At 66.4% G+C, this 11,954-nt stretch carries 13 protein-coding genes; 9 read left to right on the forward strand and 4 right to left on the reverse strand.

From position 1 onward, the window contains the following. The first annotated feature begins 803 nt into the window (after window positions 1–803). On the forward strand, window positions 804–1,529 hold the full coding sequence (locus RMO04_RS19870) for a sensor histidine kinase (protein ID WP_309646501.1): 726 nt from the start codon (window positions 804–806) through the stop codon (window positions 1,527–1,529). A gap of 199 nt (window positions 1,530–1,728) precedes the next feature. Then, window positions 1,729–2,991: a DUF4010 domain-containing protein gene (locus RMO04_RS19875; RefSeq protein ID WP_309646502.1), complete on the forward strand. Its 1,263-nt coding sequence runs from the start codon at window positions 1,729–1,731 to the stop codon at window positions 2,989–2,991. A gap of 121 nt (window positions 2,992–3,112) precedes the next feature. On the opposite strand, the gene RMO04_RS19880 is transcribed toward RMO04_RS19875, so the two are convergent. The 3 genes from RMO04_RS19880 to RMO04_RS19890 all read right to left on the reverse strand — a co-directional run bounded on the left by RMO04_RS19880 (window position 3,113) and on the right by RMO04_RS19890 (window position 4,470). After that, entirely contained in the window at window positions 3,113–3,721 is a 609-nt protein-coding gene (locus tag RMO04_RS19880; RefSeq protein ID WP_309646503.1) for a hypothetical protein, read from the reverse strand. Between the two features lie 215 nt (window positions 3,722–3,936). Continuing rightward, a complete protein-coding gene (locus RMO04_RS19885; RefSeq protein WP_309646504.1) occupies window positions 3,937–4,158 on the reverse strand; it encodes a ParB-like protein in 222 nt (73 codons plus the stop codon). A 30-nt stretch (window positions 4,159–4,188) separates the two neighbouring features. Next, window positions 4,189–4,470: a cupin domain-containing protein gene (locus RMO04_RS19890; protein ID WP_309646505.1), complete on the reverse strand. Its 282-nt coding sequence runs from the start codon at window positions 4,468–4,470 to the stop codon at window positions 4,189–4,191. Window positions 4,471–4,806: 336 nt separating this feature from the next. On the opposite strand from RMO04_RS19890, the gene RMO04_RS19895 reads away from it, so the two are divergent. Together RMO04_RS19895 and RMO04_RS19900 are read left to right on the forward strand one after the other, a co-directional pair. Then, the gene (locus RMO04_RS19895; protein WP_309646506.1) at window positions 4,807–5,112 is read left to right on the forward strand and encodes a hypothetical protein; all 306 of its coding nucleotides are present in this window, start codon (window positions 4,807–4,809) and stop codon (window positions 5,110–5,112) included. A gap of 49 nt (window positions 5,113–5,161) precedes the next feature. Then, window positions 5,162–5,758, forward strand: a complete 597-nt coding sequence (locus RMO04_RS19900) for a LysE family translocator (protein ID WP_309646507.1) — start codon at window positions 5,162–5,164, stop codon at window positions 5,756–5,758. 318 nt (window positions 5,759–6,076) lie between these two features. On the opposite strand, the gene RMO04_RS19905 is transcribed toward RMO04_RS19900, so the two are convergent. Further along, window positions 6,077–6,610 (reverse strand): hypothetical protein, encoded by a 534-nt coding sequence (locus RMO04_RS19905; RefSeq protein ID WP_309646508.1) that lies wholly within the window; start codon window positions 6,608–6,610, stop codon window positions 6,077–6,079. A 578-nt stretch (window positions 6,611–7,188) separates the two neighbouring features. Between RMO04_RS19905 and ccoN the strand changes: the two genes are divergently transcribed. From ccoN to ccoG, 5 genes are read left to right on the forward strand one after another with little or no spacing between them, the layout of a single operon-like run. Beyond that, the gene (gene ccoN, locus RMO04_RS19910; RefSeq protein WP_309646513.1) at window positions 7,189–8,670 is read left to right on the forward strand and encodes a cytochrome-c oxidase, cbb3-type subunit I; all 1,482 of its coding nucleotides are present in this window, start codon (window positions 7,189–7,191) and stop codon (window positions 8,668–8,670) included. Between the two features lie 12 nt (window positions 8,671–8,682). Next, window positions 8,683–9,417: a cytochrome-c oxidase, cbb3-type subunit II gene (gene ccoO / locus RMO04_RS19915; protein WP_309646509.1), complete on the forward strand. Its 735-nt coding sequence runs from the start codon at window positions 8,683–8,685 to the stop codon at window positions 9,415–9,417. Next, the gene (locus RMO04_RS19920) at window positions 9,414–9,593 is read left to right on the forward strand and encodes a cbb3-type cytochrome c oxidase subunit 3 (RefSeq protein WP_309646510.1); all 180 of its coding nucleotides are present in this window, start codon (window positions 9,414–9,416) and stop codon (window positions 9,591–9,593) included. The genes ccoO and RMO04_RS19920 overlap by 4 nt, the downstream gene beginning before the upstream one ends. Next, window positions 9,580–10,446: a cytochrome-c oxidase, cbb3-type subunit III gene (gene ccoP / locus RMO04_RS19925; protein WP_309646511.1), complete on the forward strand. Its 867-nt coding sequence runs from the start codon at window positions 9,580–9,582 to the stop codon at window positions 10,444–10,446. Before RMO04_RS19920 ends, ccoP begins: the two co-directional genes overlap by 14 nt. 7 nt (window positions 10,447–10,453) lie before the next feature. Then, window positions 10,454–11,950, forward strand: a complete 1,497-nt coding sequence (gene ccoG, locus RMO04_RS19930; protein WP_309646512.1) for a cytochrome c oxidase accessory protein CcoG — start codon at window positions 10,454–10,456, stop codon at window positions 11,948–11,950. Window positions 11,951–11,954: the final 4 nt, after the last annotated feature.

Below are 11,954 nucleotides of genomic sequence, written 5' to 3' on the forward strand. Positions count from 1 at the left end.
TCCACCGCAGTGCCGCGTCGGCGAGAAATCTCCTGCCGGCCAAGCCGTGATCGGCCGACGGGCGAGCCGTCACCCGGTCCAGCGCGTGACGGGACCTATTTCAGCCTCGCGTGCAGCAGTGACTGCACAATATGACAATTAGATTCCGTACGCATGAACTTTCAATTTCGCCTGGAAAAGGTTTCGAACGCGAAGTCTGCACGGCCGGCGAAAAAGCGTCCCGATTGATTTCACTACGGCATCTTGCTCATAACAAATGTCACGATACTCTGACACTGGCTAGTTGAGCCTCGGGCGACTGGGCTTATGAAACCGGGCGATCCGGCCAATATTGATCGACCGCAAATTGGCAGCTCGACGGACGCGGATGGCTCCACCTGATCTGCGAACTCTTCAGCCAGGGCTTGGTCGAGATGGGTCGTCAACGCCGGAGTCCCACCCATAGCACTCTCGCTAGGTTCAGAACTGACCGGCGAGGGCGCGTGCTTGTAGCGCTGAGTAGCGCGGCGACGCTCGACTGGACTTGATGAAGAACAAACGCCGGTCGACCCGCGCGCGACCATGCCGGTTCGTCGTCGCTAGGCCGAGTCAGGCGCCCTCAGCAGCGGTCCGACCCGCCCTCTGCTCGTAGGCTTGCGGTGGCGCCGCTTGATACGCGTCCACGCGACCCTTCTTGATTTCGATCAAGGCGCCGCTGGCGTGCAAACCGAGGATACGCTCGGTGTTCGCCTCGTCGGGGCGACGAGGCTCACGCTCCACCGCAGTGCCGCGTCGGCGAGAAATCTCCTGCCGGAAATGACATCATGCCCCCGCCGGACCTATCGGCTGCCGTGCAACCGGCAACAGCGTTTCCGCTCTGCGCCGCCCAATGCCCCCTCCTGGCCGAGGTCAACCACCGCACGGCCAATCAATTCACGCTCCTCGCGAGCTATATCCATTTGTCGCTTGAGGAGTTTCGGAAGCACCCCGACCATGTTCAAGACCTTCAACTTGCCTTCGCCGCCGTCGAGGCCCGGGCGCAGGCATTGGCGAGCCTCAACAGGCAACTAACAGAGCGCCCAACCTCCCGGGAGCCCGTCGACGTAGCGCTGATCTTGCATGATGTCTGCGCGACCTTCGGGGGTGACGATGGAGCCGTTCATCGGGTCGTGGATGACATCAGGGGGTCCTATTTCGTGACACCTGGCGTGAACTCGGCGGTCGGGCAGATCGTCACCGAGGCCATTATAAATGCTTTGAAATATGCCTACCCTGCAGATCAAGCAGGAGACATCACCGTTCGCTCCGCGCCGGTGGAAACGGGCGACCTAGTCATCGAGGTGGTCGATCACGGCCTCGGCGGGTTGGCGGGAGCGCTCGCCACGGCCGCAAAGAGCTTCGGCGTCCGCCTGATGCGCGGCCTGGCGCGCCAGGAGAACATCACGTTGAGCTTCATCGCGGGTTCGCCGGGAGTCTCCGTACGATTGGTGCTGCCCCTAACGGACCAGTCCGGCGGCGAGCCGTCGGTGGCTGTGTCGAAGGCTGGGTAGTCACCCTCGACGAGATCTGCAGCAAGACCGAGTGCCCGGATCGTCTCGTCTCGCCGCGGGCGCAGGTGCGGCCAATGCGACGGTTCTTCGCGACCTGGCGATGCCGCCGCGCCGCTTGACATGGCTCAAGACCATCGCCGTCGAGCCGAGCGATGAATGTATGTCGTCCGTCAGGCGACGCTCGCATAGGTCGTAGCGCATGCCGCTGGAGCTGTTCAACCGCTTGGGTCTGGCCCTCGCCATCGGCTTCCTGGTGGGCGTCGAACGGGGATGGCGCGCGCGCGATGTCGCTGATGGCCGGCGCACCGCGGGAATTCGGACATATGCCCTGACCGGCTTGCTGGGCGGTGTCGCCGCCCTCTTGGGTCAGTCGCTTGGGGGCTGGGCCTTCGCCGCCCTCGGCCTACCGTTCGCCGCGGCCTTCATTCTCTTCAAGCATCGCGAGCAGGAGGAGGACGGTGACTATTCGGTGACGGCGATCGTCGCGGCGCTCCTCGTCTTCGCGCTCGGCGCTCTTGCGGTGATCGGCGACGGGCGTATCGCCGCGGCGACCGCCGTCGTCGCCACAGGCCTTCTGGCCTTCAAGGGACTGCTCCACAGTTGGCTCGAGCGGCTGACTTGGCCGGAACTGCGCAGCGCCTTGATCCTTCTGGCGATGACCCTGGTCGCCCTGCCGTTGCTTCCGAACCGGGGCTTTGGTCCCTTCGACAGCGTTAATCCCTATGAACTCTGGCTTCTGACCATCGCCATGGCCGGGGTGTCGTTCGTGGCCTATGGGGCCATCAAGACATTTGGTCCGTCGCGCGGTCTGGTCCTCGCCAGCTTGGCCGGTGCGGTGGTCTCATCGACGGCGACGACACTTCATTTGGCGCGGCTCAACAGGCAGGCGCCGGATCAGAGCGTGATGCACGCCGCTGCTGCGCTGCTGGCCGGAGCGGTCATGGCCGTGAGGCTGGGCGTCGTCACGGCGGTCCTTGCACCGGCCCTGTTTCAACGCCTCGTGTTGCCCCTTGGCGTCTTCGCTGCGCTCTCAAGTCTTCTTGGCCTGGGCGGCGCCCTCATCCGCCCTTCGGCGAGCACCGGCGCCTCGCCGATGAAAAGCCCATTCGACCTCGCCGTCGTCCTGAAGTTCGCCCTGGTGCTGGGAGCGGTCATGGCCGCCGCTCGAATTCTGTCTGCGCTGTACGGCGCAGGCGGTCTGCTACCGGTCGCCGCGCTGGCGGGTCTCGCCGATGTCGACGCCGTGACGCTCGCCGTCGCCCGCATGACGACGGAGGAGGGACTGTCCCTTGATCTCGGCGTCTACGCCGTGCTGTTGGCGGCGGCCGTCGACAGCGCGTCGAAGACAGCGATCGCCACCCTCATCGGCGGCCGGCGATTCGGAGGAACGTACGGCGCTGGCACCCTGTTGGCCGCGACCGCCGCCGCGGCCGCCGTTCACTGGGGTGGCGCGGCGTTCTGAGCCGAAACCTTCCTAAAGGCGCCAAGCCTTCGCGGCGACCGCGCAGGCCCGCCGGCTGCGCCTCTGGAGATCGCCAGGATATCGAAATCGCTGTCATCGCCGGGCGCCGGTCGGGTCCGGTTCAGTCAAGACCTAAGCCTCCTTTCATTTCCGGCGGAGGGTCCTGGGACTGAATGCTCACGCGGGCGACGGAAAGCCTGCCGTAGAGCCGGCGCCTGCGGACGATGGGCCACCAATCGTAGAGGAAGATCTCCACCGGCCGCCAGTTGGCGACCCACCCGAGGATGATCAGACCCTCGTCGAAGAAGCGTCCGATGTAACCCGTCCCCAGGACACCGCTCAGGCCACGTCCGAGGACGATGCAGGCGGCGAGAACGATCAGGCCGATCACGAGCGAGGCTCGGCCGTTTCGAAAGAGGTCGCGGAGATCCCAGCCGATGACCTGCGAACGGTAGGCGAAGTAGTTGCGCATCGCTTCTTCGATGTGCGTCGCCTCGGTCCCCCGAGCTTCGGCGGCCGGTAGATGGATCAGGATCGAGATTTCATGGTCGGCCGCCAGCTCCCCCGCCCAACCGAGAATGTATTCCTCGACGCCCGCGTCGAGGTCGCGCTCGCGAAAGGGAAGGGGGTCCAGCGAGTGAAAGATCTGCCCGACCTCACGGATCCGCAGCTGAATTGGACCTTCGATGTGCGCCTCGCGACGCCGGCGGAAGCGGCGGTCAGTGTCCATCGTCCGAGTATCCTTGCTCATTGGCCGGTGGCCGACCGTGCGCCACGGTCTGGCCGCTGCTGCGCCCCTTCCGTCCGGCTGATCAGGTCTCCGAGCAGGGGCCCGATCGCGGCGGCTAGTCACGCCGGTCCCGACAGGCCGCCGGGTCACCGGCCGGCGTCGGAGGCCTGCGAAGCGGGGAAGTTCATCTCCGGCGCCATGGCGGGCGAGGGCCGTCACCCTGGCAACCCGGCCGCAGCCGGCGTCCCGGCCAGGATCAGGGCTTGCTCCAGCGCGCCTGCGAAATCGGCGATGACCACCTCGATTTGGATCCGGCTGCGCAGGAAGTCGGCCCAGGCGAACTCGCTGAAGGGCGCCGCCTTCTTCCCGAACCCGCCCGCCCGGCGCAGGGCGCTCGCCAGACTCCGGAAGGGGTCATCGCGAAGTCCGTCGATCACCACCCCCTCGTCTCCACCGCCGACCAGAACTCAACCGGCGACAAGGTGCTTAGGTCTGCGATCACCCGCCGGCCGGTACGACGACCGCGTCATCGCGCTTATCTTGGTTCGTTCACCGTCAATACAGACCTCCCCTTTACCCTTCTTAACCCGGAAGAACTGGTCGTGATCGATGTGGGTTTCGGAGCTGATCTCTTCTCCCGACTTCAGCGCCATCAGCACCAATTGCAGATGTTTGCCGGTGTAGATCACCCGGCGGAACGCGGCGTTCTCAACGGTTAGGTCTTCGATGTCATCCACAAAGCCCTTCACGGCGGTTCTACTTCTGCGGTCCGACGGGGGGCGCGGCTCCTGGCGGGCCGATCCGAGAGACCGCGCCTGACTCTGGCGTCTTCGCCTGTTGTGTCTTTGACGAAGATCACGTCGACCAACGATCCCACGCTGGGGAAGCGCCGCGGCCGGCGGAGGGACGGGCGAGGTCCCCAGCTCCTTATCGTCTAGGCCCACGCTCCGACACCCGTGGGGCGACGTGTTCCTGGCGCACGGCGAGTCGCCTGCGCGCGATATTGGAGACCCGTTGACAGCGATCAAGGCGCCGAGGCGCCGGTCCTGGCCTCCTGAAATCCCGGAGCAATGAAGAGACACACCATGAGCAAGTCCGTCGCCAAGAGGATAGCCCACGATCTCGATGACGCCCTCGATGACATCGGTCGCGAACTGAAGAAGGCCGGTGAGGCCATCAGTGAGGAGGCACGGGACAACTTCACCCGCGTTTCCACCAAGCTCCAGCACACCGCCCACGACTTCGCCGTGGAGGCCCGCCGGCAGTCCCGCGACCTGACTGACCAGGCTGTGACCCAGGCGCGACAGCATCCGGCGACCGCCGTCGCCATCGCCACCGCCGCCATCGCCCTGATCGGCCTGGCGTTTTGGCGCAGCCAGCCGTCTGACTGAGACCATCCTGAACGCCCTCTTTGAGGCCGGCCGCTTCGTCCCGTTCCTCTTGGCGGTCGGGCTTGTCGAGCTCACCCCCGGGCCAAACATGGCCTATCTTGGCCTGGTGGCGGCGCGACACGGTCGCGTCGCAGGCCTGGCCACCGTGGTCGGGGTGACCCTGGGCCTCGCGCTCTACCTGTTCGCGACCGTCGTCGGCCTGGCCGAGATCGCCGCGCGGGCGCCGTGGCTGTTCGACGCCCTTCGGGTGGCTGGCGTCGGCTATCTGCTGTGGCTCGCGCTAGATGCTTGGCGCGGCTCGCCGAGCGCTGCGCCGACCCTGACCGATGAGCGACCGCACTATGGTCGGTTTGCTGTGCGCGGGTTTCTCGCCAACGTCCTCAACCCCAAGGCCGCGGTCTTCTATCTCGCCCTGTTGCCGGGTTTCACCACGCCGGACGCAGGTGGAACGACGCCCCAGATCCTGGTCCTCGGCGCCATCCATCTGGCCGTGAGCCTGGTCGTCCACCTCGGCATCGTCGCCCTGGCGGGCTCGGCCGTCCTAAGCCCGCCCAAGGGTGGCGTCTATGAGCGGTCGATGAGGTTTGTCTTCGCTGGCGGCCTGATCGGGGTCGCGGCGTGGCTCGCCTGGTCAACTCGGGGCTGATCGGCGCTAGTCGTGCCCCCGATTGGAAGGCGGTCGACCATCAGCGGGGGTTCAGGCTCCGGCGGGCAAGAGATCCCGCCTGTGGAGAAGCTCGGCAGGCGTCCTGACAACAGCTCAAGGATCGCCGAAGTGGCCGCGCCGAGGAACGCCGTGGCTTCGAGAACTGGGCGCATCTTGCGGCAGACTCGCACGGGTAGACGGCGGAGTTTCGATCGGGGCCCGCGCTGGGTTGGCGGACCAGCACGGGGTTTGTGAACCTAACACCACATGACGACCGCCTGTGACGGCGCACATTTCCCCAGACTGGGGAGGCTTCAATCAGTTCGGCGAACCGCCGGCCGCCCGATGAGCGGACGCCTTGATCGACTCCAGCGCCTTGCTTGCGGCGACCGCGGCCAGCTTGGCCGCGTCCCGCGCCGCGCGCAGGGTCTCGGCGGTCGTGGCTTGATCGGCCGCTTGGGCGCTCCTCGCTGCGTTGGCGGCCTCCCGTGCGGCGTGGCGGGCCGCGGCGACCGAGCGATCCATCGCGATCTGGGTTTCGGCGCCCGCCTGGGCGAAGGCGGCTTTCGCCCGCTGGGATGCGACGATGGCCGCGGTCTCGGTCTCACTGGCGGCCAGCCTCGATGCGTCGCTGCTCTCCCTGGAGAGATCGCGCAGGGCGGTCTCGGCCTTGTCCACGGCTCGCGCCGCAGCCAAGGCGGCGGCGCTCGCCGCGTCAATTGCGTTGTCGGCGGGGGTTGGCGCGCGTGCGTCGCGCACTGCGTCCTCGGCCCTTGGGCGTTGGGCCTGCGCAGAGCCGGTTGAGATCGAGAGGGCGACCGCCGCAGCGATCATCGAAATGCGCTTGTCCATCGTAACTCTCCGGATTTGGCGGAAGGGATCAGGCGCCTGGCCGCAAACGATCACGGCTGACGCGACCCGCCCGGGAAATCAGGAGAGCGCTGATCAGCAGGGCAGGGGCGAGATAGCACCAGCCGCAATGGGTCTCGGGCGGCTGGCCGCAGATGACGCCCAGCGCCTCGACTGACCGTCCATGAAGCCAGGCCATATCGAGGCTGATCGCCGAACCGATCAAGCAAACGCCGGCGGCGGGCCTCGAGGCATCGGCAATGGCGTTCGCTGCGGCTCGCATGGAGGCCCCTTATACTGGCCTCATGGTCGCTGGACCCGGTGCGATCCCGCCTTGACTGAAATCAAAGCCAGCGAGCCGCCGGAGTGAGACTGACCGCTAGGCGTCGCAGCGACTCGCGGGGAACATGACCACACAACCGGCACAAACGGACGAGGCGCCTCTTGACGCCGTCCTGCTCTACGCGCTGACGGGCCTGCTGGCCTTCGGCGCGCTGATGGCGACCGCGTTCTCCGACGACCGGCTGTTTCGTTTCCATGGCTGGATCTTCGTCGCCGCCTTCGTGGGCGCGCTGAGCCTCATGACGGTCGGGCTGTCGTCGGGCCGGTTCCGATCGCCCCAGGATCAATACGCCGATGGCGTGGTCCGCGCCGGCGTCATCGCCACCATGTTTTGGGCCATCGCAGGCTTGCTGGCGGGTGTCGTGATCGCCGCCCAGTTATCCTGGCCCAACGTCTTCTACTTCCCTGAGCACGGCTGGCTGAACTTCGGCCGCCTGAGGCCGCTGCACACGTCCGCGGTCATCTTCGCCTTTGGCGGCAACGCCCTTATCACGACGTCCTTCTATGTGGTGCAGCGCACCAGTCGGGCGCGCCTGGCGGGCGGCGCGTGGCCCTGGTTCGTCTTCTGGGGCTATCAGCTCTTCATCGTGCTGGCGGCGACCGGCTACCTGGCCGGCATCACCCAGAGCCGCGAGTACGCCGAGCCCGAGTGGTACGTGGACATCTGGCTGACCATTGTGTGGGTCGCCTACCTGCTGGTCTTCCTGGGCACGCTCTGGAAGCGCAAGGAGCCACACATCTATGTGGCCAACTGGTTTTACCTGGCCTTCATCGTCACCGTCGCGCTGCTGCACGTGGTCAACAACCTGGCCATGCCGATCGGGCTGCTGAACAGCCACAGCTATTCGCTGTTCGCCGGCGTCCAGGACGCCCTGATCCAATGGTGGTACGGCCACAACGCCGTCGGCTTCTTCCTCACCGCCGGCTTCCTGGGGATGATGTACTACTTCGTGCCCAAGCGCGCGGAGCGGCCGGTCTATTCCTACCGCCTGTCTATCGTCCACTTCTGGTCGCTGATCTTCATCTACATCTGGGCGGGCCCGCACCACCTGCACTACACGGCCCTGCCGCAGTGGGCCCAGACCCTGGGCATGACCTTCTCGATCATGCTGTGGATGCCGTCCTGGGGCGGGATGATCAACGGCCTGATGACGCTCTCGGGCGCCTGGGACAGGCTGCGCACCGACCCGGTGCTGCGGATGATGGCGGTCGCCATCGCCTTCTACGGCATGTCGACGTTCGAAGGCCCGCTGATGGCGATCCGCGAGGTCAACGCGCTCAGCCACTACACGGATTGGACCATCGGCCACGTGCACTCAGGCGCCTTGGGCTGGGTCGGCTTCATCTCGTTCGGGGCGATCTACTGCATGGTCCCCTGGCTGTGGAAGAAGGACGGGCTCTACTCCAACGCACTCGCCGAATGGCACTTCTGGATCGCGACGCTGGGGATCGTCCTCTACATCTGCGCGATGTGGGTCTCCGGCATCATGGAAGGCCTGATGTGGCGCGAGTACACGCCCCAGGGCTTCCTCGCCAACTCGTTCGTCGAGACCGTCTCGGCCAAGCACATCGAGAACGTCATCCGCGCCCTGGGAGGTCTCATGTACCTCTCCGGCGCGCTGATCATGTCTTACAACCTGTGGCGTACGATCCGCATGCCGAGCCGGGCGCCCGTCGCCCAGTCCGCCGGTCCCGCCCCCGCGCTTGTCGCGGCCGAGTAGGGGACCCCAACCATGTGGAAACATCACGGCAAGCTTGAACGGAACTCTCTGCCGCTCGTCCTCGGCATCCTGATCGTCGTCTCCATCGGCGGCATGGTCGAGATCGCCCCGCTCTTCTACTTGGAGAGCACCATCGAGAAGGTGGAAGGCGTGCGGCCCTACACCCCGCTCGAGCTTGAAGGCCGCGACATCTATGTCCGGGAAGGTTGCTACCTCTGCCACTCGCAGATGATCCGCCCCCTGCGCGACGAGGTGGAGCGCTACGGCCACTACAGCCTCGCCGCCGAGAGCATGTACGACCATCCGTTCCAGTGGGGGTCGAAGCGCACCGGCCCCGACCTGGCGCGCGTAGGGGCTAAGTACTCCGACGCCTGGCACCGCGACCACTTGATCGATCCGCGCTCGGTGGTGCCGGAATCGGTGATGCCGCCCTACGCCTTCCTGGCGGACAAAGCCCTCGACTACCGCGACATCCAGGCCAAGATCCGCGCCATGAACAAGGTCGGCGTCCCCTACACCCAGGAGATGATCGACAGCGCCAAGGCGGACCTCGAGACCCAGGCCGACCCCTTCGCGGCGTCCAGCAAGTTCCGCCTCCGCTACGGCGACAAGGCCCAGCAGCGCGACTTCGACGGCAATCCCGAGCAGGTCAGCGAGATGGACGCCCTGGTGGCCTACCTCCAGATGCTGGGGACCTTGGTCGACTTCAAGACCTACCAGGCCGAGGCCGCGGAGAATCTGCGATGAGCGGCCTCACCTACGAAACCGTGTCGCAATTCGCCCAGCAGGGCGGGCTGATCTACTTCGGCGCCATCTTCGCCGCGGGGGTCCTCTACGCGCTCTGGCCCAAGAACCGCGAGGCCTTCCGGCGTCTGGCGCACCTCCCCCTGCAAGATCATGAGAATCCAGATGTCGAAGCGTGAGCCCGACGAGGTCACGGGTGTCGAGACCACGGGTCACGAGTGGGACGGCATCCGCGAACTGGATAATCCGCTGCCGCGCTGGTGGCTGTGGGTGTTCTACGCCTCCATCGCCGTCTCCATCGTCTATTGGGTGTTGATGCCGGCCTGGCCGGGGATCAACGTCTACACGAAGGGCGTGCTGGGCCAGTCCGACCGCCAGGCGCTGGTCGGCGAACTCGCCTCCCTCGACGCCGTACGCGGCGCCCAGGGCGCGCGTCTCAAGACGGCCTCGCTGGAAGAGATCGAGCGCGATCCCGACCTTCAGGCCTACGCCCAGGCCGTCGGCCAGTCGGTGTTCGGCGACAACTGCGCCACCTGTCACGGGACCGGCGGGGTCGGGACCAAGGGCTACGCCAACCTGCGTGACGATGTCTGGCTGTGGGGCGGCGAGCTCGCCGACATCCACCGGACCATCCAGGTCGGCGTCCGATCGGGCGCGCCGGACGCCCGGTTCTCCCAGATGCCAGCCTTCGGTCGCGATCAGATGCTGACCCCCGCCCAGGTGGACGACCTGACCGAATTCGTCGTGGCGCTCTCGCATCGACCGGCTGACCTCGCCGCCGTGCGCCGCGCCGCTCCGGTCTATGTGGCCCAGTGCGTCTCATGCCACGGCGTGAAGGGGCTGGGAGACCAGAAGCAGGGCGCGCCCAACCTGACCGACCAGGAGTGGCTGTACGGCTCCGGCCGCCAGGCGATCCACGACCAGATCTGGAACGGCCAGGGCGGCGTCATGCCCGCCTGGAAGGACCGTTTCGATCCCGAGACGCTCAAGGCGCTCGCCGTCTACATCCACGCCAACGCCGGAGGGCGATAGTCCGGCGATGACCGTGGTGATCGATCGGACGGGACCTGCCGCCACCAGGACACCGCCGGTATCTGCGGCGGCCAAGGCACGGGGCCCGGCCTATGTCACCGGGCTCTACAAGCCGCGGACGCCGATCTATCCGAAGCTGGTCCACGGGCGTTGGCGCGCGATCAAGTGGGCGCTGCTGATCGCCACGCTCGCCATCTATTACATCACGCCTTGGATCCGCTGGGAGCGGCCTGGAACGCTCCCTGACCAGGCCGTACTCGTCGACTTCGCCGGCCGTCGATTCTACTTCTTCTGGATCCAGCTCTGGCCGCAGGAGGTCTATTTCCTGACTGGCCTGCTGGTGCTCGCCGCCCTGGGGCTGTTCCTGAGCAACGCCCTCTTCGGACGCCTGTGGTGCGGATACTCGTGCCCACAGACGGTCTGGACCGATCTGTTCATCCATGTGGAGCGGCTGTTCGAGGGCGACCGCAACGCGCGGATGCGGCTGGACGCGGCGCCTTGGTCGCTAAACAAGGTGTGGCGAAAGACCGGCAAGCACGCGGTCTGGCTGGGGATCGCCTTCGGCACCGGCGGCGCCTGGATCTTCTACTTCCATGACGCACCGACCCTGATCCGGACCTTCTGGGTCGGGCAGGGACCGCTCACCGGCTACATCTTCTGCGCCCTGCTGACGTTCACGACCTATGTCTTCGCTGGGTTCATGCGCGAGCAGGTCTGCATCTACATGTGCCCCTGGCCGCGCATTCAGGGGGCGATGCTCGACGAGCATTCGCTGCAGGTCACCTATCGCTACGACCGCGGCGAACCGCGCGGCACGCACAAGAAGGGCGCCGACTGGACGGGACGCGGCGACTGCGTGGATTGCAGCCAGTGCGTCACCGCCTGCCCCATGGGGATCGACATCCGCAACGGGCCGCAGCTCGAGTGCATCAATTGCGGCCTCTGCATCGACGCCTGCGACGAGATCATGCTCAAGGTCGGCCGACCGACGGGCCTGATCGCCTTCGACACCGACGCCGCGGTCGAAGCGCGCGCCGCGGGCCGCCCGGCGATCTACCGGCTGTTGCGGCCTAGGACAGCGTTCTATGGCGTTGCGCTGGCCGCCGTGTCGGCCGCCATGATTTGGGGCCTCAGCCACCGGACCACCCTTGACCTCCACGTGCTACGCGACCGCAATCCCGTGTTTGTCCGCCTGCACGACGGGGCGGTGCGCAACGGCTACACGCTCAAGATCGTCAATCGCGGGTTCGAGGACGAGACCGTGACAGTGGTCTTCGAAGGCCCGTACGGCGCCCTGATCAAGACCCCCGCCGCCATCGCCAGGGGCACGACCCTCAGCGTCGTGGCGCCGGCCAATGAGGTCCGCGCCCTGCGGGTGTTCGTGACGCTCCCGCCTCAGGCGCTCAGCCAACCCAACCTCCCGGCGACCTTCGTCGTCAGGACGCCGGACGCCGAGGCGCGCGCGGTGACCACCTTCCTGTCGGGAGCCGCGAACACGCCATGAATCC

Source organism: Phenylobacterium sp. (assembly GCF_031412415.1).
Taxonomy (GTDB): Bacteria; Pseudomonadota; Alphaproteobacteria; order Caulobacterales; family Caulobacteraceae; genus Phenylobacterium.

Excerpts from the sequence above, each read along its gene's own strand:
- RMO04_RS19870 (WP_309646501.1), top strand. The coding sequence starts at position 804 with ATGCCCCCGCCGGACCTATCGGCTGCCGTGCAACCGGCAACAGCGTTT.
- RMO04_RS19875 (WP_309646502.1), top strand. The coding sequence starts at position 1,729 with ATGCCGCTGGAGCTGTTCAACCGCTTGGGTCTGGCCCTCGCCATCGGC.
- RMO04_RS19880 (WP_309646503.1), bottom strand. The coding sequence starts at position 3,721 with ATGGACACTGACCGCCGCTTCCGCCGGCGTCGCGAGGCGCACATCGAA.
- RMO04_RS19895 (WP_309646506.1), top strand. The coding sequence starts at position 4,807 with ATGAGCAAGTCCGTCGCCAAGAGGATAGCCCACGATCTCGATGACGCC.
- RMO04_RS19905 (WP_309646508.1), bottom strand. The coding sequence starts at position 6,610 with ATGGACAAGCGCATTTCGATGATCGCTGCGGCGGTCGCCCTCTCGATC.
- ccoN (WP_309646513.1), top strand. The coding sequence starts at position 7,189 with ATGACGGTCGGGCTGTCGTCGGGCCGGTTCCGATCGCCCCAGGATCAA.
- ccoO (WP_309646509.1), top strand. The coding sequence starts at position 8,683 with ATGTGGAAACATCACGGCAAGCTTGAACGGAACTCTCTGCCGCTCGTC.
- RMO04_RS19920 (WP_309646510.1), top strand. The coding sequence starts at position 9,414 with ATGAGCGGCCTCACCTACGAAACCGTGTCGCAATTCGCCCAGCAGGGC.
- ccoP (WP_309646511.1), top strand. The coding sequence starts at position 9,580 with ATGTCGAAGCGTGAGCCCGACGAGGTCACGGGTGTCGAGACCACGGGT.
- ccoG (WP_309646512.1), top strand. The coding sequence starts at position 10,454 with ATGACCGTGGTGATCGATCGGACGGGACCTGCCGCCACCAGGACACCG.